Genomic DNA, 22,935 nt, shown 5'->3' with positions numbered 1-22,935 from the left:
ACACATATTTCAAGAAAGAACAGCGATGCAATTCTATTCAACAGAGAGAATCGGCCTGTTCATCGATGGCTCGAACCTGTACTCGGCGGCCCGCGCCCTGGGCTTCGACATCGACTACAAGAAGCTGCTCCAGCTGTTCGCCGCCAGGGGGCGGTTGATTCGCGCCTTCTACTACACCGCCCTGATGGAGGATCAGGAATACTCCCCGATCCGTCCGCTGGTGGATTGGCTGGACTACAACGGCTACACCATGGTCACCAAGCCGACCAAGGAGTTCACCGACGCCGCCGGCCGCCGCAAGATCAAGGGCAACATGGACATCGAACTGGCCATCGACGTCATGGAGATGTGCCAGTACCTGGACCATGTGGTGCTGTTCTCGGGCGACGGCGATTTCCGCCGGCTGGTCGAGGCGGTCCAGCGCAAGGGCGTGCGCGTCACCGTGGTCAGCACCATCCGCTCGCAGCCCCCCATGGTCGCCGATGAATTGCGCCGCCAGGCCGACACCTTCGTCGAGCTGCTGGACCTGGAACAGCAGATCGCCCGGTCCCTCGGCCCCCGCGACGACCGTTCCGTCCCGCAAGGCGACATGGATTGACGGACGCGGCCGAGACCCGGCGGCACCAGCCCGAATCCGACTGCCCGCTGTGCCCCCGTCTGGCCGATTTCCGGCGCGCCAACCGCGTCGCGTGGCCCGGCTGGTATCACGATCCGGTGCCGTCGTTCGGCACCCTGGACGCCCGCGTCCTGGTGGTGGGGCTGGCGCCGGGACTGAAGGGCGCCAACCGTACCGGCCGCCCCTTCACCGGCGACTACGCCGGCGACCTGCTCTATTCCACCCTGATCCGGCTGGGACTGGCGAGCGGACCCTATGACGCCCGCATCGACGACGGCCTTATCCTGGTGGATTGCCGCATCACCAACGCCGCCCGCTGCGTACCACCGGCCAACAAGCCGCTGCCGGCCGAATTCGCCGCCTGCCGGCCGTTCCTGGCCGCCGAGATCGCGGCCATGCCCCGTCTGCGCGGCATCTTGTGCCTGGGCCGCGAATCCCACGATCAGGTGCTGACCGCCCTGGGCCACCGCAAATCGGCCCATCCCTTTGGCCATGGCGCGCTGCACCGCCTGGGCTCCGGTCCGGTGCTGGTCGACAGCTATCATTGCTCGCGCTACAACACCAACACGCGGCGTCTGACCGAGGCCATGTTCGTGGCGGCGGTCGAAACCCTGCTGGACGCAATTACTGGCGAGTAGCGGCGGACAGGCCGGCCCTGGCGTCCATGAAGCGGGCGCGGCGCAGCTGATATTCCGCCACCCTGGCGGTGCGGTAAGCGGCGGCGATGCGGCTGGCCTCCTGACGCTCCAGGGCCGCCTGCTCGCGCCAGGCGCGGCGGGCCTCCTCCACTCTGGGCGATCCAGGAACCGCCGTCAGCGCCGGGGCGTGCGGCACCGGCCTGATGCCGCGCGGCGGCGCCGAAGCCACCTGGGTGGCGGCCGAACCGGTTCCGTTCCACACCTTGACCAGACGCTCGCGATAGGCGGCGGCCAGGTTGGGAGTCTGGGAGTGGTAATAGGACGCCGCCGTCAGCCAGTGGCCGGTGGCGTCGAACAGCCCCTTCAGGAAGCGGGCGGCATAGGCGACGTTGGCCGCCGGGTCGAACGCCATGTCCAGATTGGCGAAAGCGTCGGGGTGATAGCGCAGGTTGATCTGCATGCAGCCGACGTCAATATTGCGGACTCCCTCGGCCTTCAGCTTCCTCACCTCGGCGATGGCCTCGGCCTTGGTGGGAAAATAACGCCCCTTGCCTTCCGCCATCACCGTCCACGGCCAGGCAATAACTGCCCGGCGGTCCGAATTGTAGCGGCCGGATTCGACGATGGAGATGGAGTGGAGCAGGGCGGCGGGAATACCGTACAGACGTTCGCTGGACGAGGTCTCGGCGGCGCAGGCGGCCTCGGGATGCACCGGAACCACCGCCCTGGCGGCGACGGCGGCAAGCAGGATGACGGTGAATGCCGCCGTTCCCCATATCGCCCGTCCGATGATCATGGCTCCGCTCCGCATGCCCTGTCTCGCCAATCATTCTTGCACGGACCGTGCCAACCACGCCAGCCTCAGTGACGACAGGTGGTCATACCTGTATCCCATGCAGGACAACCCATTGTAAATGGATGACTTTCCAACGCCGCGATCAATTGCCCCCAGCTTTTCTCTTGCAGTGCAGCATCTTAATCGCTATATATTGCACTGCAACAAACGGAAAGCCCTCTGGCGGTCCCTTGTTGCCTTTCTTGGACGTTTCCTCCCAAACTCAAGCCGCCGGGGCGACCCGGCGGTTTTTTTTGGCGGCAACATCATACGCCTACCTGGCGGGAGCGGAGGCGGGCGCGGAAGCCGCCGCCGGGGCGGAACCGCTCTTGTAGGGAGTCTCGGAGGGAATCCCCATGGGCGGCGAACAGCGTTCCGGGGCGCATTCGACCACGGTGGAAACTCCGCCCGGCTGCCAGGTCTTGCCGGTGCCGTAGCGCACCGTCACCGCGTTGCCGCCACCGGCCGACACCACCACGGTGGCGTCGAACACCACCTTGCCGGCTCCGTCGATCACCGACAGGGTGGTGCCGCCGGGATACTTGCCGAACAGGGTGAGACCGCGCGAGCCCTGCACGGTGACGTCGGCGATGGCGGGATTGCCGACCACCACCTGCCGGGCGGCCTGCTTCAGCGGCACGGCGACGGCGCCGCCCAGCGGAACCACGATGCTCTCGCCGGCCCAAGCCGCCGGAGCAGCCAGCAGACCGGCCGCAAGCAAGGCCAATGACAATCCAGAACGCATCGACAGCCCCGCTCCATTAGGTTATGCTTAGCCCCACGATGATAGCGCCCAAGCAACGGCACAGCAACGACCGTTTTGTTTTACGCCCAACAAATAACCATGCAAATTAACCGAAAATTCAGGCGATTTCATCTGTTGCCGGAGACCGCGTCCATGACTGTCCGCCCTGCCCTCCTCGCGATCCTGCTGCTGACCGGCTGCGCCGGCTCTCCCGGGGATGGCGAACGCGCCGTGGCCGAGGCGGTGGAACCGTCGCTGCGCGCCGCCGCCGCCGCCGCCGAGGCCAACCGCGACTACAAGGGGGCGGTGCAGCATCTCGGCACCATCCACCTCCGCCGGCCCGAGGATCGCGGCATCACCGTCGCCCTGGCCCGCAACCTGCGCTATGGCGGTCAGCCGCAAGCGGCCGCCGACGTCATCCAGACGCTGTTGCCCCGCTTTCCCGCCGATGCCGACCTGTTGATCGAACTGGGCAAGGACTATCTGGCCGCCGACCGGCTGGCCCTGGCCCGCCGGACCCTGGACCAGGCCCTGGCGGCGGCGCCGGAACGCTGGGACGCCCATGCCGCCATGGCGGTGGTGCTCGACACCCAGGGACTGGGCGACGAGGCCAGGGCGGCCTATGCCCGCGCCCTGGCGCTGTCGCCGGACAATCCTCCGGTGATGAACAATCTGGCGCTGTCGCTGGCCCTGGCCGGGCGGCTGGACGAGGCGGTGACCCTGATGACGCGGGCCGCCGACCTGCCCGCCGCCACCACCCAGATCCGCCAGAACCTGGCGCTGCTGCTGGCCCTGAAGGGCGATTCCGCCCAGGCGGAAAAACTGGCCCGCCACGACCTGCCGCCCGACATGGCCCGGTCCAACATCGAGATTCTGCGCGCCCTGGCGGCGGCGGCCGGCAGGCAGTAGCGGGACGGACGGAATCACTGGGTGATGCGCAGGTTGCTCAGTTGCACCGCGATGGCGGCAAAAGCGCTCTTCAGATCCGCCTGAGTGGGCGAGTCGAAGTATTTCTGCGGGTCCGACGCGCAATTGCGGTAGATGTCCTTGGTGCTTGAAGCCAGGTTCGACGTGAAGGTCACCGTATAGACCACGATGTTCTTGGCCTTCATCTCGGCGCACAGGGTGGCCAGCCGCCCGTCGATGATGGTTCTGGCGCCGCTGATGGTGGTGGCGCCGACCATGCCCAGTTCATCCAGCCGGCCATAGGCGGTGAAGTCGGAATTGACGGCGGTGTTCTTGTTGTTGGGACCGGCCGCGCCGGGCAGCTTGTAGACCTCGTTGTTGCCGTCGGTCATCAGGATCACCGCCTTGGTCAGGTCCTTGGTTCCCCAGGGCTGCCCCTGGGTGAAGGGCGGTTCCGGCGACAGCGCCCGCAACCCCCAGGCCATGCCGATGTCGCCCAGGGTGCCGCCCCGGCTCCAGGCGGCCATGGCGTTGACCGCCCCCTGAAGCTCGGCCTTCACATTGGTCAGCGGCGTGATGGCGGTGGGACATCCCAGATTGGGGCCGGTGCTGCCGTTGCCGTAGGACGGATTCGACAGGATGCTGGACGGGTTGGACAGGCTGTAGTTGTTGTCCACCGCCGGCTGCCAGACATAGCGCGCCCACAGGGCGGTCGAGGCGGGTACGTCGGCGTGGGTGTGGGGAGAGGCGCGCTCCATGACGCAGCCCTTCCAGCCGGCCGGATCGGTGGGGGCATGGGCCGAGCCCGCCCCCACCAGCCCGGCGGCTTCGTTCCCCGGATTGACGGCGGCGGAAAAGGGGACCAGGGCGATCTTCAGGGTGGGATGGGTGGTGTAGCTGCCGAACAGGATGTCCAGCAGGCTGGCGGCGGCGTCGCGCAGGGCTCCGATATTGTTGTTGGAGGTCATCGAGCCGGTGTTGTCCAGCACCATGGCCAGTTCCAGGCCGGTGATCTTGCGCATCACCGTACTGGTGGCGGCCACGTTCAGCTGGTTGATGCCGACCACGTTCATGATAACCGTCGGAATGCTCGCGCTGGCGCTGCCGGTGATGATGTCGCCGTTGACGGTGAAAGTGACCGCCGGCGTCGCGTCCAGGGTGCCGGAGGGGAAGTTGGCGTTGAAGAAGTTGCTGCCCACCTGCTGCAACTGGGCATTGGTGCCGGTGGAGGACCCCACCGCCAGGGCGGCGGCGTCCAGGGCGGCGGCCATGCGGCTTTTCACCGCGTAGGCCCGGGTGATGTCGACGCCGAAGCCGACGCTGGCGATGACCGGGATCAGGCTGAGGGCGAACATCACCGCGATATTGCCGCGCCGGCAATGGATCAGTCGCGAGAGCGGTCCGGGCGAATGGTGTGTCATGGCTACCCCGTCACTCCGTTCAGGGCGATCTTGCGGACCAGCCTGGGTCTCGAATACGACACCTCGTTGAAGGTGATCTCGGGCACGATCTGATGGATCAGGGGGATGCAGGTGTAAGACAGTGACACCAGGATGACGCTTTCGCCCGCCACGCCCAACCCTTGGGCGCCGGTCAGCGGAATCGAGGGCGCGCTCTTGCCCCAGCTGAACTGCCACAGCTTGACCGGCTTGTTGGTGGAATCGTAGCCGACGCTGACGATGTCGATGCCGAGATTGGTGGCGTCGCTGGCGAGCGGGTCCAGCACCCGCTGGGCGGCGACGACGATGGAATTCATCTGCGACGTGGTCAGGCTGGACGATTGGCTGGTGAGGTCGGCCACGGTCTGCGACGCCGACACCGCCTTGGAATAGGAACTGACCAAGTTGGAAATCTCCACCGTCCCCAGCATGGCGGTCAGCATCAGCGGCAGGATCAGGGCGAATTCCAGGGCGGCGAGACCGCCCTTGTCACGGGCCAGGGACCGGAGCCGGCGGCGGGTCATTGGTAGGGCTCCGTCTTGAAGACGGCGGTCGCCACGATGGGCAGGCTGTTGCTGGCCCCGGTTCCCATCATGGTTCCCACCAGCGGCGTGGCGAAAACATACTGATGGGCGACCCTGACGGTGGTGACGCTGCCGGCTCCGCCGGGCTGGAACACCACGTTCGAGGGAATACCGTTGGCATCGTACTGGATGGCCGGCAGGTTGATGGCGGCGAAATCGGAGAAGGTCCGGACGTCGAAGCTGAACGTATTGCAGTCGTAGACGCCGAACAGATTGTCGCAGAAGGTCTGCTTGAACGCTCCCAGGGGATCGGCGCTGGCCTGGACCGAGCCGGTGCGGACCTTGCGGGCGGCCTCGCGGGTGGCGCCTTCCACCACCGCCTCCTCGAAGATCATCATGCCGATTTCGATGGTGCCGAACAGGATCATGAAGGTGGGAACCGCCGCCAGGGCGAATTCGATGGCGGTGGTTCCCTTGGTGTCGCGACCCAGCCTGCGGAACGGGGACAGCATGTCCAGACCCTTTCTCGACGGCCGGAACGCCTGGGCGCGCCGGGCCGTGCATGTAAGTCCGCATGCTAGACCCTGGAAACGACCGTGTCGGTGGTCTCGCTCACACAATCGGCGACGGGGACGGCCGGCAAGACGACGGTGACGGTGGTGCCCGCCCCCGGCCGCGACTCGATGGCGATGGAACCGCCCAGCAGCCCGGCGAGGCGATGGCAGATGGCCAGCCCCAACCCGACGCCGCGGGCGGGGTCGGCCCGCAGCGGGTCCACCCGCTGGAACGGATCGAAGACATGGTCCAGCTTGTCGGCGGGAATGCCGCAGCCGGTATCGGCGATCACCAGCCGGACCGAAGCGTCATCGCCACGCCCGACCGCCAGGGTGATGGAACCACCCCGCGGCGTGTATTTGATGGCGTTGCCCAGCAGGTTGATGAGAATCTGCCGCACCGCCCGTTCGTCGCTGCCGCCCCTGACGGCGGCGCCCTCGTCCATGTCGATGCCGATGGCCTTGGCGATGCATTGCGGCCGCAGCATGGCGACGCATTCGCGGCCGATGGCGGTGAAGTCGGTCGGCTTTTGCTCGATGCGATAGCTGCCCAGCTCGATCCGGGTGATGTCCAGCACCTCGTCGATGATCGCCAGCAAGTGGCGGCCGCTGACCACGATGCTGTCCACATAACCGGCATAGGCTGGGGGCAGCGGGCCGGCGACCTCCAGCGCCATCATCTCGGAATACCCCAGAACGGCGGTCAGCGGCGTGCGCAGTTCGTGGCTCATGTGAGACAGGAACACGGTCTTGGCGCGATTGGCCTCGTCGGCGGCCTGCCAGGCGGCCCGCAGGTCGGCTTCGGCCTGCTTGCGCTGGGTTATGTCCTCCTTGACGGCCAGATAATGGATGACGGCGCCATCGGGCGAACGGATGGGAGAGATGGAGGCGCGTTCCCAGAACAATTCGCCGTTCTTCCGGCGGTTCTGCATCTCGCCTTCCCAGGTCCGGCCGTCCGAGATGGTGGACCACAGGTCGTGATAGGTCGCGTCCTGGGTCATGCCGGACTTGAGGATGCGCGGATTCTGGCCCCTGACCTCGTCGGGGCCGTAGCCGGTGACGGCGACGAATTTCGGATTGACGTATTCGATGTTGCCGCGGGGATCGGTGATCACCACCGAAACCGGGCTTTGCTCGACGGCGCGCGACAGGGTCAGCAGGCTTTCCTGCGAGCGCTTGGTCTCGGTGATGTCGGCGTGGGTGGTGACGAAGCCGCCATCGGGCAGCGGCGTTCCCACCACCTCCAGGACGCGGCCATCGGGGCGGATGCGCTGGAAACGGTGCGGCAGGAAATTGGCCGCCAGTTCAAGCCGCCTTGCGACCAGTTCATCGACGTCGCAGGGGCCGTATTCGCCGCGCTCGGCGTTATAGCGGAAATAGTCGGCCAGCGGCGTTCCCGGCCGGTCCATGCCGGACGGCAATCCCAGCAATTCGATGAAGCGCCGGTTGCAGATGACCAGCCGCAGATCCCGGTCGTAGAGACTGATGCCCTGGCTGATGTTGTCCATGATGGTTTCCAGCGTCGCGGTCTTGCGCTGGAGTTCCCGACGGCTGTGGTCGAGATCGGCGGTACGCTGGCGAACCCGGTCCTCCAACTCGTCGTGGGCCACGGCCAGGGCGAGGCGGGCGGCGTCCCACCGCCCGGCGACATGGCTGGCGATGGCGAAACCCAGGGCCGAGACCAGCAGCAGCAGGCCGCCGACGATGGCGGTGATCCGGGAGACCTCGGGCCGGATCTGGCTGATGAAGGTGGAACGCCCGCGGGCCAGCGCCACCGCCCAGCCGGATTCCAGCCCCACCAGATTGGCCAGGACCTCCTCGTCGCGGCCGGGGTCGGAATAGACCCGGCTGACGACCTCGCCAGGCCGGGGATTTTCCGCCTGGAACCGCCTCACGGCGGCGATCAGGGCGTCTTCCGACAGACCGGCATCCTCGGCATGACGCGAGGCGGCGATCACCTGCCCCCGCCGGTCGAGCAGCAGGGCCACGTCGAAGGGTTCGGCGATGGTGGCGGCGAACAGCTCCTTCATCCGCTCCAGATGCAGCACGCCGCCCAGATGCAAGACGATATTGCCCGAGGAATCGCGCCTTGGAATATTGATGACCACCGCGGGAACGCCGTCGGCGCCGACAAAGGCGTCGGAGACCACCGGCTCGCCGGTCCGCGTCGCCTCCTGGAAATAGCCGCGGTCGGCGAGGTTGAAGCGGGTCAGGCGGGCCTGGACCTCGTAGGGATGGCTGAGATAGTGATCCCCATTGGGCAGAAGAACGAACAGGACCGAAAAATGGCCGTGTCCCATGACGCTGTCGAGAATCGTCCGCTTCTCGACGTCGACGCCCGGAGGAATGCCGTTGAAGCGGCGATCGACCTGATGGGCCTCCGGCACGGTGGCCATGGCCGGAAGATGCGCCGCCATCTTCAGGTCATCGGTCATGTCCCTGATGGAGCGGTCGAAGCCTCGGGCAAGGGCAAGCGTTCCGACACCGCGCTCCTTCTGCCATTGGGCAACGGCGGAATGCTCCAACTCCCATTGCAGGTAGGACATGACGACCACAATCAAAACAAGGCACGTAGCCGCCATTGCAATCGCAATGCGGGTCCTTAATCTGATCCAGCTTTCTCCAGCCATGATACCCATAGCATCCCTGCGGGTTTGCCTCGTCGATTTGGCATCAACTGGCCGCCCGGCGCAAGTTTACTTATCACCTGATGCCGCAATATCACAGTTTGTCACTGGGAAAAGCGGGACCGTCAGTCGTCGTGGTCCTCGCCGCCGCGCTGGCCGGCCTTGACGTAGATCGGCGAATAGGCGCCGCCGTCCTGGCGCAGCACCAGACGGCCCTGCTTGGCCAATTCCAGGGCGGCGACGAAAGTAGACGCCATGGCCGACTTCATCTTGAGGTCATCGCCCTCCAGCGCCGGAAGATAGGCCATCAGGACCGACCAGTCGGGCAACCGTCCCAGCCCCAGCATGCTTTCCAGCCGTTGCAGCGCGTCTTCCACCGACCACAGATCGGAAGCCTCCACCGTCAGGGTGCGGACCGAGTGGCGCACCACATGGTCGGCATAGGCCTTCAGCAGGTCGTAAAGGTCAAGGTCGAACACCGAATGGCTGATCACCTCGATGCCGTCGGGCTGGCCGGAACGGAACACGTCTCGGCCCAGCAGCTTGCGGGCGAACAGGCCGGCGCCGGCATCCTTCATGGCCTGAAGCCGTCGCAGTCGGAAGGCCAGCGCCGCCGCCATCTCGGCCGGCGACGGTTCGTCCTCGGCCACCGGCTCGGGTTCGGGCAGCAGCAGCCGCGACTTCAGGTAGGCCAGCCACGCCGCCATCACCAGGTACTCGGCCGCCAGGTCGAGCTGGGTATGGCGAATCCGGTTGACGAAATCCAGATACTGGTCGGCAAGCCTCAGGATCGAGATGCGGGCCAGATCCACCTTCTGGTCGCGGGCCAGTTGGAGCAGGACGTCCAGCGGCCCTTCCCAGACGTCGAGATCGAGCATCAGCCGGTCGGCGGCGGGGCGGCCGCTCCGCTCTGTCTCCTCCTCGAAGGCGTCGATCTGCACGGCCGGCCTATTTCAGGATATCGACCAGGAAGCGCCCGACCTGCTCCACCGGCCCATGGACCAGCCAGCGGAAGATATCGAGGTCGAAACCCAGCTTGTTGCCAAGAACCGGCAGCAGGAACAGCGTCGCCAGCAGGATCAGGATACCGGCCTTCTCCAGCCGCGCCACCCGCCAGGCCAGCGGCGCCGGCAAGATGCCCACCAGCACCCGCCCGCCGTCCAGCGGCGGCAGGGGCAGCATGTTGAAGATCGCCAGCAGCAGGTTGAAATAGATGGCGTTGTCCAGGTTGAGAAGCAGCCACCCCTGTACCGTCTGGGGCATGTGGGGCAGGATGTGGATGGCGACCAGCACCGAGACGACGGCCAGGGCGATGTTCATGCCCGGTCCCGCCGCCGCGACGACGATCATGCCGAGGCGCGGATCGCGCAGGCGGGCGAAATTGACCGGCACCGGCTTGGCCCAGCCGAACATCACGCCCCCCAGCAGCAGCAGCAGACCCGGCAGGATCACGGTGCCGAACGGGTCGACGTGGCGCAGCGGATTGAGCGATATCCGGCCCATGCGCTGGGCGGTGTCGTCGCCCATGGCCAGGGCGGCATAGCCGTGGGCGGCCTCGTGCAGGGTGACGGCGAAGATCAGCGGCAGCGCCCAGATGGATATTCCGAACAGCAAGGCGGCGACGTCGCCCATCAGCCGCCCCCCGCCAGCAATTCCTCCACCCGCCTCGCGGCGGCGGCGGCATCGAAGACGGCGGGAGAGCGCTTCATGGCCACACCCCGCGCCAGACGTTCCTCGGCGCGTTCCGACAGCGGCGTCACGGCGGAGGCGATGGCCCGCATTTCCGCCATGTCGCCGTTGCAGTGCAGCACCACGTCGCAGCCGGCTGCCAGCGAGGCGCGGGTACGTTCGTCGAAGCCGCCGCCCAGCGCCTTCATGGACAGATCGTCCGAGATCAGCAGCCCATCGAAGCCGATGGCGCCGCGAATGACCGTTCCGATCACCGTGGCCGAGGTGGTGGCCGGCGCGGCGGCATCCAGGGCGGTATAGACCACATGGGCGGTCATGGCCCAGGGCGCGTGGGCCAGGGCGCGGAACGGCGGAAAATCCTGGGATTCCAGTTCGGCCAGCGAGGCGTCCACCACCGGCAGGCCTTGGTGGCTGTCGACCATGGCGCGGCCGTGGCCGGGAATATGCTTGATCACCGGCAGCACGCCCTCGTCCAGCAGACCATCCATCACCACGCCGGCCAGACCGGCCACCTCGGCGGCGCTCCGGCCATAGGCGCGGTCGCCGATGACGTCGTGGGCGCCGGCCACCGGCACGTCCAGCACCGGAGCGCAATCCACGTCGATGCCGAGATCGGCCAGTTCGCGCCCAATCAGCCGGAAATTGAGGCGCAGCGCCTCGCGGGCGGCGGCCGGATCGCGCCGGGCCAGCCGGGCGAAGGGCTCGCCCGGCGGCGCGCTTCGCCAATGGGGCGGCCGCAGCCGCTGGACCCGGCCCCCTTCCTGGTCGATCAGCACCGGCGCGTCGGCGCGGCCGACCGTTTCCCTGAGATCGCGCACCAAGGCCCGGACCTGATCCGGCGACTCGATATTGCGGGCGAACAGGATGAAGCCCAGCGGATCGGTCTCGGCGAAGAAACGGCGTTCGTCATCGGCGAGAACCGGACCTGAACAACCGAAGATGGCGGCTGCGACCTTACCTGCGGACAAGAATGCACCCCTGGTTGCGCAGCGCCATTTCGGCGCAGATCTGGCGGGCGGCCTGCTCGGTCAGCGGCACGCCGCGAATCCGCCAATAGGTCCCCTTTCCTTCCAGTTCCACCTTGACGATATCCGGCTTCAGATTGCCCAGCAGATCGGCATTGCCCTTCTGGATGCGAAGCCATTCCTTCTCGGCCAGATCCTGGGCGCGAACCGCCCCCAGCTGGACCGCGTAATCTCCGAACGTCGCGGTCTTGGCCGGCGACGGCGCGGCGGGAACGGGCGGCGGCGGCGGCGCGCTGGCGACCTGGGCAGGGGTGATCACCTGATCAGCCGGATTGGGCTTGGCGGAAGCGGCGACGGCCGGCGGGGCTGGCGGCGGCGTCTCCATGGATTGGGCCGCGACCTTGGGAGCGGGAGCCGCCTTGGGGGGCGGCGGCTCGCCCGGCTTGGGCGGCAAGGGCTGGGTCGGACGCTGAGGCGCCTCGACCACCGGCGCCGGACGCGGCGGCGCCTTGGGAACCTCGGCCTGGGGCAGCAGGCGCTCGACCTTCGGTTCGGCCTCGCCGCCCTGTTCCATGCGCTCGTAGACCAGCTTGTCCTGATTGGGCACCTGCATACCGCCGCGATCATCGGGGCGGACCTTGATGGGGCGGTCGTCGGCCTTGATCACCGGCACGCCCATGCCGCCGCCCTTGCGGCCGCCGAGGAAGTGCAGGCCGGCGGCGACGATGGCGCCCACAGCCACCACCGCCAGGGTGATGGTGACGATGCCGCGCAGACGATGCCCGGCCTTGGCCTGGCGGGAATCGGCGTCGAAATCGTAGCGTTCGGGAAGGTCCGGGATGTCCCGGTCATAATCGTCGTCGGGACGCTTTGCCATGTCAGCGCATCTCCTCCACCGGCCGGACGCCGAAAATGGCGAGGCCGGAAGCGATTACATTGGTCACCGCCTTCAGCAGGGCCAGCCGGGCCAGCGACAGCTCGCGGTCGTCCTCGATCAGGAAGCGCAGACGGGACTCGTCCTTGCCCTTGTTCCACAGGCCGTGGAAGCCGGCGGCCAGATCGTAGAGATAGAAGGCGATGCGATGCGGCTCGTGAGTCTCGGCGGCGGTCTCCAGCAGGCGCGGCCATCCCGCCAGCAGCCTGATCAGGCCCAGTTCGGCGGGGTCGAGCAGGCGGCCCAGCACGGCGGCGTCGGGGTGCTCGACGACGGCGGTCCAGTCGGGCCAGAGTTCGGCGGCGTGGCGCATCACCGAGTGACAGCGGGCATGGGCGTACTGGACGTAGAACACCGGGTTGTCGCGGCTTTGCTCCATCACCTTGTCCAGGTCGAAGTCGAGATGGGCGTCGTTCTTGCGCGTCAGCATGATGAAGCGCACCACGTCCTTGCCGACCGCCTCGACCAGATCGGCCAGGGTGACGAAGGTGCCGGCCCGCTTGCTCATCTTGTAGGGCTGGCCGCCCTTCAGCAGGTTGACCATCTGGCACAGCTTGACGTCCAGGTCGGCCTCGTTGCCGCTGACCGCCTTGACCGCGGCCTGCATGCGCTTGACGTAGCCGCCGTGGTCGGCGCCCCACACGTCGATCATGGCGGTGAAGCCGCGCCGGTATTTGTCCAGGTGATAGGCGATGTCGGACGCGAAATAGGTCCACGATCCGTCCGACTTCCGCAGCGGCCGGTCGACGTCGTCGCCGAACGAGGTGGCGCGGAACAGGGTTTGCGGCCGGGGCTCCCAATCGTCGGGCAGCTTGCCCTTGGGCGGTTCCAGCACGCCTTCGTAGATCAGCCCCTTGGAATCGAGGAAATCCAGCGCCGCCTGGACCTTGCCGTCCTCGACCAATCCGCGCTCGGAGACGAAGACGTCGTGCCTGACCCCCAGCCCGGCCAGATCGTCCTTGATCATGCCCAGCATGGCGTCGACCGCGAATCCCCGGAACGCCGCCAGCCACTCGGCCTCGGGCGCATCCTTCCATTTCGGGCCATGAATCCGCGCCAGTTCGGCGCCGGCCGGCTTCAGGTACTCGCCGGGATAGAGCCCCTCGGGAATCTCGCCGATGGCGTCGCCCAGCGCCTCCAGATAGCGCAGATGGACCGAGCGGGCCAGCACGTCCACCTGGGCGCCGGCGTCGTTGACGTAGTATTCCCGCGTCACGTCAAAGCCGACCCTGGCCAGCAGCGAGGCCAGGGCGTCGCCGGTCACCGCGCCTCTGGCGTGGCCGATATGCATGGGGCCGGTGGGATTGGCCGAGACGTATTCCACGTTGATCCGCCGGCCGCCCCCCAGATCGGACGAGCCGTAGGCGTCGCCCTCGCGCAGCACGTCGGTCAGGCGCTCGATCCAGAACCAGTCGGCCAGACGCATGTTGATGAAGCCGGGACCGGCGACCTCGACCCCGGTCACCGCCTTCAGGCCGCGCAGCTCGGCGGCCAGCCGCTCGGCCAGATCGCGGGGCTTCTGGCCGGCGGCCTTGGCCAGAACCATGGCGGCGTTGGTGGCGACGTCACCGTGGGCCTGCTCGCGCGGCGGCTCGGCGGTGATGCGCGAGGTGTCAAGACCGGGAACGACCCGTTCGACGATGGCGACGATCTCTTGGCGGAAAAACTTGAACAGATTCATTGTGTCAGGGCTTCTCTTGCATGTCGAACAGCCGGCGATGCTCGTCGAGGGCGAAGCGATCGGTCATGCCGGCGATGTAATCGGCCACCACGCGGGCGGTCTTGGCGGTTTCCCGTCCGTCGGCCAGCCGCCGCCATTCGGGCGGCAGGCATTCCGGCTCGGCGAACAGCAGGCGGAACAGGTCCTTCACCACCCGCCGGCCCTTACTGGTCATGCGGTTGACGGTGAAGTGACGGTACATGTTGGCGAACAGAAACTTTCTCAGCGCCGCGTCGTTGGCGCGCATGCCGTCCGAGAACGCCACCAGCGGACGGCCCAGCCGGCGAACGTCATCGGCCGAGCGCGGATTGGATTCCGCGATGCGCCGCCTTGTCTCCTCGATCAGGTCCAGGATCATGATGCCGATCATGCGGCGCACCACCTCGTGAATGCGCAGCGAATCGTCGGATTCCGGATAATCGCGGGCCACCCGATGAAACAGCGGCCCCACCAGGGGCACGTCGGCGAGATCGTCGATGCTGAACAGGCCGGCGCGCAGGCCGTCGTCGATATCGTGGTTGTTGTAGGCGATGTCGTCGGCCAGGGCCGCCACCTGCGCCTCGGCTCCGGCATAGGTGTCGAGGTCGAGATCGTGCAGCAGGGCGTATTCGGCGATGGCGCCCGGCAGCGGCCGGTCCTTGCCGACCGCCAGCGGGCCGGTCAGCGGGCCATTGTGCTTGACCAGCCCCTCCAGGGTCTCCCAGGTGAGGTTCAGTCCCTCGAACTCGACATAGCGGCGTTCCAGCTTGGTGACGATGCGCAAGGACTGGGCGTTGTGGTCGAAGCCGCCGTATTCGGCCAGGACGTCTTGCAGCGCGTCCTCGCCGGCATGGCCGAACGGGGTGTGGCCGAGATCGTGGGCCAGCGCCAGCGCCTCGGCCAGATCCTCGTCCAGGCCCAGGACCCGGCTGATGGAGCGCGCGATCTGCGACACCTCCAGAGAATGGGTCAGGCGGGTGCGGTAGTTCTCGCCCTCGTGATAGACGAACACCTGGGTCTTGTATTGCAGGCGGCGGAAGGCGGCGGAATGGATGATGCGGTCGCGGTCGCGCTGGAACGGGGACCGGGTGGGACTGTCCGGCTCGCCATGGAGGCGGCCGCGCGTCTCCTCCGGCCGGCAGGCATATCCGGCCAGCGCAAGAGAGCGATTTTCAGCGGTCGCGATCATGGCTGGGACACTACAAGCCGCCGCGATCCAGCGCAACCGGCGTTGGTGCCCTTGAATTCGGTATTCGCATACCTAAATTGCATCCGGTCCCCCTTTCCTCCGGGAGCTCCAGGGTGATATTGTTCTAAAAGATCTCCCGACCGCCAGATCAGAGGACCACCATGGCCGAGACCGAACACAACTACGCCGCCCGCGTCAGCGTCACCGAAAGCGCGGCAGAGCGGGTGCAGACCCTGATCCGCATGGAGGGAAAGCCCAACATGATGCTGCGCGTCGGCGTGTCGGGCGGCGGCTGTTCCGGCTTTCAGTACGGCATCTCGCTGGACGACACCATCGGCGACGAGGACCGCGTCTTCGAGGAATTCGGCATCCGCATGGTGATCGACCAGACCTCGCTGGACATGCTGGACGGCTCGGTGGTGGATTTCGTCGAGGACCTGGTCGGCTCGTCATTCCAGATCAGGAACCCCAATGCCTCGTCCACCTGCGGCTGCGGCAGCTCGTTTTCCGTCTAGCCCCACCCGCTCCGCCAGGGAAACAAGATGACCGATCCCCAGGCGCTGCGCGTGGCCGAGGCGCTGATCTTCGCCGCCACCGACCCCATCACCGAGCAGGCCATCGCGTCCCGCCTTCCCGACGGAACCGACGTCCCGGCGCTGCTGGCGGAATTGCAGACCCATTACGCCGCGCGCGGGTTCAACCTGGTGCGGCGGGGTGCCGGCTGGGGGTTCCGCACCGCCGCCGACCTGGCCGAGGAACTGAAGGTCGAGCACACCCAGGAACGCCGGCTGTCGCGGGCGGCGGTGGAAACCCTGGCCATCATCGCCTATCACCAGCCGGTCACCCGCGCCGAGATCGAGGAGATCCGGGGGGTGGCCCTGTCCAAGGGAACCCTGGACATCCTGTTCGCCGCCGGCTGGGTGCGGCCCAGGGGACGGCGGCGCACTCCGGGACGGCCGCTGACCTGGGGAACGTCCGAGGCCTTCCTGGATCATTTCGGCCTGGAATCCCTGGACGACCTGCCGGGGGTAAAGGAACTGGAGGCCGCCGGCCTGCTGGATTCCCGCGCCGCCGCCGGCGCCTATGGCAACCGTGCGATCGATGGCGATCGGTTGGTGGACACCGGGCCGGAGGCCGAGGATACTCAGCTGGAATTGCTGGACGACGACGAATTGCTGGGAATCGGCTGATCCTGGCGAGGGAGGGTGAGCGATGCCTGGCCTCAGCAACAACCTGCTCAAGGGCGCCAGACTGATGCTGATCGGCGAGCGCCAGCTCGCCCGCGAACTGCTGGTGTCGTCGCTGAAGCAGGCCGGGGCCGGAACCACCATTCACGGCCCCGCCCACGAGATGCTGCAAAGACTGGCCGAGTTCAAGCCGCAGATGATCTTCTGCGAGTACGACATGGAGCCGCTGAACGGCTGTTCCTGCGTCCAGCACATGCGAAAGCACAAGGTGGAAACGCCGGTGGTGATGCTGGTGCACAAGGGCGATGCGGCAGCGGTGACGCGGTCCAAGGCGGCCGGAGCCGATCAGGTGATCCAGATTCCCTTCACGGTGGCCGACGTCCTGGCGACGGTCCGACGGATCGTCAGCCCCGACCCGACGCCCAAGCGGCGGGAGCTCTATTTCGGCGATTAGGGTTTCCGGCCATTGCGGAGGGCGCGGTCTTTTGCGATGATCCGCCGCCGGGCCGGAAACATGGCCCGCACGTTGTCAGGGAGTGGTTTGGTATGGGAACCTGGAGTATCGGCCATTGGCTCATCGTCCTCGTCATCGTGCTGCTTCTGTTCGGCGCGAACAAGATTCCCAAGCTCATGGGCGACATGGCCAAGGGCGTGAAGGCGTTCAAGCACGGCCTGAAGGACGAGGACGATGCTGCTGCGGCGGCCCCGCAGACGCCCCCGTCGCCGGCCCAGCCCCAAGCTCGCGTCACCGAGGGCGAGGCGGCGAAGCCCGCCGCGCAGCCCGACACCGCCGCCAAGTCGTGAGCGGCGTCACGGCGCGGGTGATGGTGCTGCACCTTCACTCGCCCGCTCACCGGGGGTAGCCGGATGTTCGACATCGGCTGGGACGAGATGGCGCTGATCGCCGCGGTCAGCCTGATCATCATCGGCCCCAAGGATTTGCCGACGGTGCTTCGCCAGGTCGGGCGCTGGACCCGCAAGGCCCGCGAGATGGCGTCCGACTTCCAGCGCGGCATGGACGACATGGTGCGGGATTCGGAACTGGACGACCTCAGGAAGCAGGTCTCCAGGGTGGCCGAGCAGCCCAATCTGCTGCGCGAGGAAATCGACAAGGCCATCGACCCCACCGGCGAGATGGCCAAGGCGATGCAGGTGCCGCCGCTCGACCTCTCGTCCGGCGCCAGCCCCGCCCCCACGCCCGCCGACCCCGTTCCCGTGCCCATCGGCCAGGATGCGCCGCCGTCGCGTCCGCCAGAACCCTAGGGACGCATCTTGAGCGCTTCTTCCGACGACAAGACCATGCCCCTGCTCGAACATCTGGTCGAACTGCGCCAGCGGCTGATCTGGTCGGCCCTGGCGTTCCTGGTCGCCTTCGGCATCTGCTTTTATTTCTCCAATGCCATCTACGAGTTCCTGCTGGAGCCCTATTCGCGGGTGGCGCTGGAAAAGGGCGGCAACCGCCGCCTGATCTACACCGCGCCGACCGAGGCATTCTTCACCTTCATGAAGGTGGCCGCCTTCGCCGCCGCCGCCCTATGCTTCCCGGTGTGGGCGGGACAGTTGTGGGCCTTCATCGCCCCGGGGCTCTACAAGCACGAGAAACAGGCCTTCTACCCCTTCCTGCTGGCGACGCCGGTGCTGTTCGCCATGGGGGCGGCGCTGGTCTATTTCATCGTGCTGCCGGGATTGTACACCTATCTGCTCAGCTTCGAGAACCTGGCCGCCGCGCCGGGGCAGTTGCCGATCCAGCTGGAAGCCAAGGTCAACGAGTCCCTGACCCTGATCATGACCCTGATCTTCGCCTTCGGCATGGCCTTCCAGATGCCGGTGCTGCTGACCCTGCTGGCCCGCGTCGGCATCATCACCGCCGAGGGCATGGTGGAAAAGCGCCGCTTCGCCATCGTCGGGGTGTTCGTCTTCGCCGCCATCGTCACGCCGCCCGACGTGGTCAGCCAGCTGTCGCTGGCCATTCCCATGGTCATTCTCTACGAGATGTCCGTCTACTCGGCCCGCTGGGCCGAAAGGAAGCGCGCCGCGGCGCTGGAGGATGACGGGGACGGCGACGACAAGGCCGTGGACGAAACCGATTTCAATTCCTGAACCCGGAACCCTTGCCATGCATGACCTGAAGTCCATTCGCGACAACCCGGACGGATTCGATTCCGGCCTGAGGCGGCGCGGGCTGGAGCCGCGTTCCGCCGGAATTCTGGCGCTGGACGAACGCCGCCGGGCGGCCCAGACCGCCTTCCAGGAGATGCAGGCCCGCCGCAACGAGGTCTCGCGCCAGATCGGCGTCCTGAAGAAGAGCGGTGGCGACGCCCAGGCCCTGATGGACGAGGTCGCGGCGCTGAAGGAGCGGATTCCGGCGGTTGAGGAGGAGGACCGGCAGTTGGGCGCCGAGATCGATTCCATCCTGGCCGCCATTCCCAACCTGCCCGCCGCCGACGCGCCCGACGGCCCGGACGAGGATCACAACGTCGAACTGCGCCGCTGGGGCACGCCCGCCGTCTTCGACTTCGAGGCCAGGGACCACGACGCCCTGGGCGCCGGCCTGGGGCAGATGGATTTCGACGGCGCCGCCCGGCTGTCGGGCGCCCGCTTCGTGGTGCTGAGGGGGCCGCTGGCGCGGCTGCAACGCGCCCTGGGCCAGTTCATGCTGGACCTTCAGACCCTGGAGCACGGCTATACCGAGATCGACCCGCCGCTGATGGTCAAGGACGGCGCCGCCTTCGGCACCGGCCAGTTGCCCAAGTTCGGGGACGACCTGTTCAGGACCAATACCGGCCACTGGCTGATCCCCACCGCCGAGGTGCCGCTGACCAACCTGCTGGGCGACGCGATCATCGACGAGAAGGCGCTGCCCATCCGCATGACGGCGCTGACGCCCTGCTTCCGCTCCGAGGCCGGCGCGGCGGGCAAGGACACCCGCGGCATGATCCGCCAGCATCAGTTCCACAAGGTCGAGATGGTCTCCATCGCCCACCCCGACGCCTCCGACCTGGAGCATTCGCGCATGACCGCCTGCGCCGAGGCGGTGCTGCAACGCCTGGGGCTGGCCTATCGCGTCGTGGCGCTGTGCACCGGCGACATGGGCTTTTCCGCCCGCAAGACCTACGACATCGAGGTCTGGCTGCCCGGCCAGCAGCGCTATCGCGAGATTTCGTCCTGCTCCAATTGCGGCGACTTCCAGGCCCGGCGCATGAAGGCACGCTTCAAGGGCGAGGGCGAGAAGGGAACCCGCTTCGTCCATACCCTGAACGGCTCCGGCCTCGCCGTCGGCCGCGCCCTGATCGCGGTGATGGAGAACTATCAGCAGGCCGACGGCTCGATCCGGGTGCCCGAGGCGCTGCGGCCCTACATGGGCGGGCTGGAGGTGATCGGTTGAGATGTTCCAGCCCGTAGACGACCTGTCAGGCCTCCGCATCCTGATCTCCAACGACGACGGCGTCAACGCGCCGGGAATCAAGGTGCTGGAACGCATCGCCCGCTCGCTGTCCAGGGACGTGTGGGTGGTGGCGCCCGAGCACGAGCAGAGCGCCGCCGGCCATTCCCTCACCATCCGCCGTCCGCTCAGGGTGCGGCAATTGTCCAGGCGGCGCTTCGCCGTCGACGGCACACCGACCGACGCGGTGCTGCTGGGGGTCAACCATGTGCTGAAGGGCCGCAAGCCCGACCTGGTGCTGTCGGGCGTCAACCGGGGCTCCAACCTGGGCGAGGACGTCACCTATTCCGGCACGGTGGCGGCGGCGATGGAAGCCACCATCCTGGGCATTCCCGCCATCGCCCTGTCCCAGTACGTCAACCATCCCCACCCGGTGAAATGGGCCACCGCCGAGCATTGGGCGCCCGACATCATCCGCCGGGTCATGGCGGTGGGCTGGGGCCGCAACGTGCTGATGAACGTCAACTTCCCCGACGTCGTCCATTCCCATGTCTGCGGCATCGAGGTGACCCGCCAGGGCAAGCGCAAGCTGGGCGATTCCATCGTCGAGCGCGCCGACCCCCGGGGCGAGCCCTATGTGTGGATCGGCGCTCAGCGGGCCGAGGAACGCACCACCCCCGGCACCGACATCGAGGCGGTGTGCCGCGGCGCGGTGTCGGTGACGCCGCTGTGCTTCGACCTGACCGACCGCGCCACCATGCAGGCGCTGGCCCCGGTCTTCCCCTGAGTCCCCGCCGTCCTCCCCCCTGCCCCGCCCGCCCGGCCGGGCTTCGAATCGAATCTCGGAATCATGGCACGGCATGTCTTGACAGTACCGGGGAAAGCACTTTATACCGTCCGCTCTCGAGCCGTGGCGGGGTAGCTCAGCTGGTTAGAGCACGGGAATCATAATCCTGGGGTCGGGGGTTCAAGTCCCTCTCCCGCTACCAATTAAATCAAGGGGTTAGCTCAGAAATGGGCTAACCCCTTGATCGTTTTTGGGGCTCTAGGGGACATTCTAGGGGACAAAAAAGTATAGGGGATGCGGGCTTGATGCGGCCAATGCGGCAGTTTCCCCAATCCTGCACGGTTTTCCTGGGTTTTCGTGGGCTCCTATCGGCCCGGATTTTTGTTACCCACGGGTGGTGAGGCTGGGCCGTTTGTCCCCTAGGCGTCCCCTAAGAGTGTCCCCTAAAGCCGTTGAGGGGGGCATGCCTGCCGTTGGCGAATCTCTCGACAGGTATGCGACCGTGGCGCTACCATTCCCCTGCCTACCGGTGCGGCTTTTTAACCGGGGCATCGCGATGCCTCCCGAGAGGGAGAAATCCGATGATCCAGTTTGATAAGCGGCTCGTGTCGAAGAAAGAGCTCAAGAGCGTCTGCGGCATCCCGTATACGCCTCAACATATCGGGCGGCTCGAAGCGGCGGGAAAATTCCCCAAGCGGGTAAACCTTGGTCCGGGTCGGGTCGCGTGGTTGATGTCCGAGGTGGATGCGTGGGTGAGCGAGCGTATTGCCGAACGCGATACACCCACTCACGAGACTTCCTTTTGACGGGGCGGGGATGGCCGGTGTGCACAACCGGCCATCCCTTTTTCCGAATCTATGAATATATGGTTCTGAGTGCTATAGTTCTCAGTGTTAGGGTTCATCAGTGCGAATTTTCAAGACGAAATGGCTGGCGCGGTTTGTCCGGCGCGGACAGATTTCCGACCACAGCTTGCGTGAAGCTATCGAAAGGGCGGAGCGCGGTATCATTGATGCCGATTTAGGCGATGGCCTTATCAAGCAGCGTGTCGCCCGCACCGGCCAGGGACGATCCGGCGGCTATCGGATGTTGGTTGCGTATATGGCGCAAGATCGAGCCGTGTTTTTGTATGCGTTCGCCAAGAATGAACGGGATGATATCGGCCAAGACGAATTGCTGTCTCTTCGAGAGATTGCGGCCCGATGGCTGGCCATTGATCTCGCTCAAATCACGAAAGCTATCGAGGCGGACGAGCTACAGGAGGTTTCCTATGACGAAGACGGCATCTGATCGCTTGACGAAAGCCATCCTTGAAACATCCGAGGGCATGCACCGGATTGGCGTCATGGATGACGCTACGCATGAAAAGATCACGCTTCGGCACCTTGGGGAAAAAACCGTCAGCACTGCCGCCCCTATCAGTGGCGACGAAATCCGATCCATCCGTGAGCGGGCACACCTCAGCCAAGCCGTATTCGCCCGATATCTCAACCTCACCGTCGGCTATATCTCGCAGTTGGAACGTGGAGCGAAACGGCCAACGGGGCCAGCGCTGGTGTTGCTCAACGTCATCCGCCAAAAGGGGATTGACGCCATTCTATAGCCGATATCTTGGCGGACTTGGACGCGGGAGGTTGTGCCGGTAAATCGGCGGCCAGGGCAAAAGAGGTTCTTCCCCACCGCCCAAAATCAAGAACTCCATACTGCCTGGGAAAATCTAATTTGATTCTTCTATTTCTTTAATTGTGAAATCAGCAAGAGCTATTGATGAAACTGATATCATCGACGAAATCCAGCCAGATGAAATTAGTGCCGCCGCTGTGCTTGCATAGGAATTAACATTTATTTTAATCAGTACGTATGCAACTGCTGATCCAATAAGAGTTGCAATCGTTAATACACATCCAAAAATAACTCTATTTTTACACCGTATATATAGACCTGAATCCAATAGCAACCGCCTATTCTTCGATAGCAAGCTTGTTCCGGAATTGTAGGCAGCAACAACAAGTGCTGTTGGGAATGCGAAGAAGCCGAGGATAAAATTTGGAGTGTCCCACGGAAAATATGACAGTATGCTTTGCGCATACTTGTCGAAAATTATGCATGCTGTTGTTGCGATTAGTGTCGCAACAAATTCAGGAGATATTATAATTAGCCTGGCTATATCGGCAATATTGTTGCGCATCAATGACCAAGGCCCCTCCTCACCATCCATC

27 protein-coding genes and 1 tRNA gene are annotated in these 22,935 nt (G+C 65.8%); 15 read left to right on the top strand and 13 right to left on the bottom strand.

Annotated features, from left to right (window positions below):
* Positions 1 to 25: 25 nt before the first annotated feature.
* Entirely contained in the window at positions 26 to 598 is a 573-nt protein-coding gene (locus tag MTBSS4_RS06310; RefSeq protein WP_173982552.1) for an NYN domain-containing protein, read from the top strand.
* Entirely contained in the window at positions 595 to 1,254 is a 660-nt protein-coding gene (locus tag MTBSS4_RS06305; protein WP_173982551.1) for a uracil-DNA glycosylase, read from the top strand. The genes MTBSS4_RS06310 and MTBSS4_RS06305 overlap by 4 nt, the downstream gene beginning before the upstream one ends.
* Here the strand turns inward: MTBSS4_RS06305 and MTBSS4_RS06300 are convergent.
* Both MTBSS4_RS06300 and MTBSS4_RS06295 read right to left on the bottom strand, forming a co-directional pair.
* Entirely contained in the window at positions 1,241 to 2,050 is an 810-nt protein-coding gene (locus MTBSS4_RS06300; protein ID WP_173982550.1) for a transglycosylase SLT domain-containing protein, read from the bottom strand. The genes MTBSS4_RS06305 and MTBSS4_RS06300 overlap by 14 nt on opposite strands.
* A gap of 313 nt (positions 2,051 to 2,363) precedes the next feature.
* Complete coding sequence (locus MTBSS4_RS06295; RefSeq protein WP_254432414.1) at positions 2,364 to 2,816, bottom strand: pilus assembly protein N-terminal domain-containing protein; 453 nt, start codon at positions 2,814 to 2,816, stop codon at positions 2,364 to 2,366.
* A gap of 171 nt (positions 2,817 to 2,987) precedes the next feature.
* Between MTBSS4_RS06295 and MTBSS4_RS06290 the strand changes: the two genes are divergently transcribed.
* Positions 2,988 to 3,743, top strand: coding sequence for a tetratricopeptide repeat protein (locus MTBSS4_RS06290; protein ID WP_173982548.1), 756 nt, complete (start codon positions 2,988 to 2,990; stop codon positions 3,741 to 3,743).
* 14 nt (positions 3,744 to 3,757) lie between these two features.
* Here the strand turns inward: MTBSS4_RS06290 and MTBSS4_RS06285 are convergent, their stop codons facing one another.
* The 10 genes from MTBSS4_RS06285 to MTBSS4_RS06240 all read right to left on the bottom strand — a co-directional run bounded on the left by MTBSS4_RS06285 (position 3,758) and on the right by MTBSS4_RS06240 (position 15,360).
* Entirely contained in the window at positions 3,758 to 5,161 is a 1,404-nt protein-coding gene (locus MTBSS4_RS06285; RefSeq protein WP_173982547.1) for a TadE/TadG family type IV pilus assembly protein, read from the bottom strand.
* Positions 5,162 to 5,163: 2 nt separating this feature from the next.
* Complete coding sequence (locus tag MTBSS4_RS06280) at positions 5,164 to 5,703, bottom strand: TadE/TadG family type IV pilus assembly protein (protein WP_173982546.1); 540 nt, start codon at positions 5,701 to 5,703, stop codon at positions 5,164 to 5,166.
* The gene (locus tag MTBSS4_RS06275; protein ID WP_173982545.1) at positions 5,700 to 6,215 is read right to left on the bottom strand and encodes a TadE/TadG family type IV pilus assembly protein; all 516 of its coding nucleotides are present in this window, start codon (positions 6,213 to 6,215) and stop codon (positions 5,700 to 5,702) included. Before MTBSS4_RS06275 ends, MTBSS4_RS06280 begins: the two co-directional genes overlap by 4 nt.
* Positions 6,216 to 6,280: 65 nt before the next feature.
* The gene (locus tag MTBSS4_RS06270; protein WP_254432413.1) at positions 6,281 to 8,803 is read right to left on the bottom strand and encodes a PAS-domain containing protein; all 2,523 of its coding nucleotides are present in this window, start codon (positions 8,801 to 8,803) and stop codon (positions 6,281 to 6,283) included.
* Between the two features lie 206 nt (positions 8,804 to 9,009).
* Positions 9,010 to 9,825: a ScpA family protein gene (locus MTBSS4_RS06265; RefSeq protein ID WP_254432412.1), complete on the bottom strand. Its 816-nt coding sequence runs from the start codon at positions 9,823 to 9,825 to the stop codon at positions 9,010 to 9,012.
* 7 nt (positions 9,826 to 9,832) lie between these two features.
* Positions 9,833 to 10,516: a site-2 protease family protein gene (locus MTBSS4_RS06260; RefSeq protein WP_173982543.1), complete on the bottom strand. Its 684-nt coding sequence runs from the start codon at positions 10,514 to 10,516 to the stop codon at positions 9,833 to 9,835.
* Positions 10,516 to 11,541, bottom strand: coding sequence for a beta-N-acetylhexosaminidase (nagZ, locus tag MTBSS4_RS06255; protein WP_173982542.1), 1,026 nt, complete (start codon positions 11,539 to 11,541; stop codon positions 10,516 to 10,518). Before nagZ ends, MTBSS4_RS06260 begins: the two co-directional genes overlap by 1 nt.
* The gene (locus MTBSS4_RS06250; protein ID WP_173982541.1) at positions 11,528 to 12,415 is read right to left on the bottom strand and encodes an SPOR domain-containing protein; all 888 of its coding nucleotides are present in this window, start codon (positions 12,413 to 12,415) and stop codon (positions 11,528 to 11,530) included. Before MTBSS4_RS06250 ends, nagZ begins: the two co-directional genes overlap by 14 nt.
* A 1-nt stretch (position 12,416) precedes the next feature.
* Entirely contained in the window at positions 12,417 to 14,153 is a 1,737-nt protein-coding gene (gene argS / locus MTBSS4_RS06245) for an arginine--tRNA ligase (protein ID WP_173982540.1), read from the bottom strand.
* A gap of 4 nt (positions 14,154 to 14,157) precedes the next feature.
* Positions 14,158 to 15,360 carry a deoxyguanosinetriphosphate triphosphohydrolase gene (locus tag MTBSS4_RS06240; protein WP_173982539.1) on the bottom strand — a complete coding sequence of 401 codons (1,203 nt, stop codon included), beginning with the start codon at positions 15,358 to 15,360 and terminating at the stop codon, positions 14,158 to 14,160.
* A gap of 161 nt (positions 15,361 to 15,521) precedes the next feature.
* Here MTBSS4_RS06240 and erpA point away from each other — a divergent pair, with 161 nt between their 5' ends.
* The 12 genes from erpA to MTBSS4_RS06180 all read left to right on the top strand — a co-directional run bounded on the left by erpA (position 15,522) and on the right by MTBSS4_RS06180 (position 22,319).
* The gene (gene erpA / locus MTBSS4_RS06235; RefSeq protein ID WP_173982538.1) at positions 15,522 to 15,875 is read left to right on the top strand and encodes an iron-sulfur cluster insertion protein ErpA; all 354 of its coding nucleotides are present in this window, start codon (positions 15,522 to 15,524) and stop codon (positions 15,873 to 15,875) included.
* Positions 15,876 to 15,902: 27 nt separating this feature from the next.
* Entirely contained in the window at positions 15,903 to 16,550 is a 648-nt protein-coding gene (gene scpB / locus MTBSS4_RS06230) for an SMC-Scp complex subunit ScpB (RefSeq protein ID WP_173982537.1), read from the top strand.
* A 22-nt stretch (positions 16,551 to 16,572) separates the two neighbouring features.
* A complete protein-coding gene (locus tag MTBSS4_RS06225; RefSeq protein ID WP_173982536.1) occupies positions 16,573 to 17,001 on the top strand; it encodes a response regulator in 429 nt (142 codons plus the stop codon).
* A gap of 92 nt (positions 17,002 to 17,093) precedes the next feature.
* Positions 17,094 to 17,351 carry a twin-arginine translocase TatA/TatE family subunit gene (locus MTBSS4_RS06220; RefSeq protein WP_173982535.1) on the top strand — a complete coding sequence of 86 codons (258 nt, stop codon included), beginning with the start codon at positions 17,094 to 17,096 and terminating at the stop codon, positions 17,349 to 17,351.
* Between the two features lie 63 nt (positions 17,352 to 17,414).
* Positions 17,415 to 17,810 (top strand): Sec-independent protein translocase protein TatB, encoded by a 396-nt coding sequence (gene tatB / locus MTBSS4_RS06215; RefSeq protein ID WP_173982534.1) that lies wholly within the window; start codon positions 17,415 to 17,417, stop codon positions 17,808 to 17,810.
* 9 nt (positions 17,811 to 17,819) lie between these two features.
* Positions 17,820 to 18,647 carry a twin-arginine translocase subunit TatC gene (gene tatC, locus MTBSS4_RS06210; protein ID WP_254432411.1) on the top strand — a complete coding sequence of 276 codons (828 nt, stop codon included), beginning with the start codon at positions 17,820 to 17,822 and terminating at the stop codon, positions 18,645 to 18,647.
* A 16-nt stretch (positions 18,648 to 18,663) separates the two neighbouring features.
* Positions 18,664 to 19,932: a serine--tRNA ligase gene (serS, locus tag MTBSS4_RS06205; RefSeq protein WP_173982533.1), complete on the top strand. Its 1,269-nt coding sequence runs from the start codon at positions 18,664 to 18,666 to the stop codon at positions 19,930 to 19,932.
* 1 nt (position 19,933) lies between these two features.
* Complete coding sequence (surE, locus tag MTBSS4_RS06200; RefSeq protein ID WP_173982532.1) at positions 19,934 to 20,716, top strand: 5'/3'-nucleotidase SurE; 783 nt, start codon at positions 19,934 to 19,936, stop codon at positions 20,714 to 20,716.
* Between the two features lie 125 nt (positions 20,717 to 20,841).
* A tRNA-Met gene (locus MTBSS4_RS06195) sits at positions 20,842 to 20,918 on the top strand.
* A 379-nt stretch (positions 20,919 to 21,297) separates the two neighbouring features.
* Positions 21,298 to 21,522, top strand: a complete 225-nt coding sequence (locus MTBSS4_RS06190; RefSeq protein WP_173982531.1) for an AlpA family transcriptional regulator — start codon at positions 21,298 to 21,300, stop codon at positions 21,520 to 21,522.
* A gap of 100 nt (positions 21,523 to 21,622) precedes the next feature.
* Entirely contained in the window at positions 21,623 to 22,006 is a 384-nt protein-coding gene (locus tag MTBSS4_RS06185; RefSeq protein WP_173982530.1) for a type II toxin-antitoxin system RelE/ParE family toxin, read from the top strand.
* Positions 21,987 to 22,319: a DNA-binding transcriptional regulator gene (locus tag MTBSS4_RS06180; protein WP_173982529.1), complete on the top strand. Its 333-nt coding sequence runs from the start codon at positions 21,987 to 21,989 to the stop codon at positions 22,317 to 22,319. The genes MTBSS4_RS06185 and MTBSS4_RS06180 overlap by 20 nt, the downstream gene beginning before the upstream one ends.
* A gap of 114 nt (positions 22,320 to 22,433) precedes the next feature.
* Here MTBSS4_RS06180 and MTBSS4_RS06175 read toward each other — a convergent pair.
* The coding region (locus MTBSS4_RS06175) for a hypothetical protein (RefSeq protein WP_173982528.1) at positions 22,434 to 22,935 on the bottom strand (502 nt) is incomplete at its 5' end.

Source organism: Magnetospirillum sp. SS-4, assembly GCF_902729425.1.
GTDB lineage: Bacteria > Pseudomonadota > Alphaproteobacteria > Rhodospirillales > Magnetospirillaceae > Phaeospirillum.
This window is presented reverse-complemented; position numbering and strand designations above follow the sequence as displayed.

Coding starts and splice junctions, on each gene's coding strand:
- erpA (WP_173982538.1), top strand. CDS start 15,522: ATGGCCGAGACCGAACACAACTACGCCGCCCGCGTCAGCGTCACCGAA.
- argS (WP_173982540.1), bottom strand. CDS start 14,153: ATGAATCTGTTCAAGTTTTTCCGCCAAGAGATCGTCGCCATCGTCGAA.
- serS (WP_173982533.1), top strand. CDS start 18,664: ATGCATGACCTGAAGTCCATTCGCGACAACCCGGACGGATTCGATTCC.
- MTBSS4_RS06285 (WP_173982547.1), bottom strand. CDS start 5,161: ATGACACACCATTCGCCCGGACCGCTCTCGCGACTGATCCATTGCCGG.
- MTBSS4_RS06225 (WP_173982536.1), top strand. CDS start 16,573: ATGCCTGGCCTCAGCAACAACCTGCTCAAGGGCGCCAGACTGATGCTG.
- MTBSS4_RS06250 (WP_173982541.1), bottom strand. CDS start 12,415: ATGGCAAAGCGTCCCGACGACGATTATGACCGGGACATCCCGGACCTT.
- MTBSS4_RS06240 (WP_173982539.1), bottom strand. CDS start 15,360: ATGATCGCGACCGCTGAAAATCGCTCTCTTGCGCTGGCCGGATATGCC.
- MTBSS4_RS06275 (WP_173982545.1), bottom strand. CDS start 6,215: ATGCTGTCCCCGTTCCGCAGGCTGGGTCGCGACACCAAGGGAACCACC.
- MTBSS4_RS06310 (WP_173982552.1), top strand. CDS start 26: ATGCAATTCTATTCAACAGAGAGAATCGGCCTGTTCATCGATGGCTCG.
- MTBSS4_RS06190 (WP_173982531.1), top strand. CDS start 21,298: ATGATCCAGTTTGATAAGCGGCTCGTGTCGAAGAAAGAGCTCAAGAGC.
- MTBSS4_RS06290 (WP_173982548.1), top strand. CDS start 2,988: ATGACTGTCCGCCCTGCCCTCCTCGCGATCCTGCTGCTGACCGGCTGC.
- MTBSS4_RS06300 (WP_173982550.1), bottom strand. CDS start 2,050: ATGATCATCGGACGGGCGATATGGGGAACGGCGGCATTCACCGTCATC.
- MTBSS4_RS06260 (WP_173982543.1), bottom strand. CDS start 10,516: ATGGGCGACGTCGCCGCCTTGCTGTTCGGAATATCCATCTGGGCGCTG.
- scpB (WP_173982537.1), top strand. CDS start 15,903: ATGACCGATCCCCAGGCGCTGCGCGTGGCCGAGGCGCTGATCTTCGCC.
- MTBSS4_RS06270 (WP_254432413.1), bottom strand. CDS start 8,803: ATGTCCTACCTGCAATGGGAGTTGGAGCATTCCGCCGTTGCCCAATGG.
- MTBSS4_RS06280 (WP_173982546.1), bottom strand. CDS start 5,703: ATGACCCGCCGCCGGCTCCGGTCCCTGGCCCGTGACAAGGGCGGTCTC.
- MTBSS4_RS06220 (WP_173982535.1), top strand. CDS start 17,094: ATGGGAACCTGGAGTATCGGCCATTGGCTCATCGTCCTCGTCATCGTG.
- MTBSS4_RS06180 (WP_173982529.1), top strand. CDS start 21,987: ATGACGAAGACGGCATCTGATCGCTTGACGAAAGCCATCCTTGAAACA.
- tatB (WP_173982534.1), top strand. CDS start 17,415: ATGTTCGACATCGGCTGGGACGAGATGGCGCTGATCGCCGCGGTCAGC.
- surE (WP_173982532.1), top strand. CDS start 19,934: ATGTTCCAGCCCGTAGACGACCTGTCAGGCCTCCGCATCCTGATCTCC.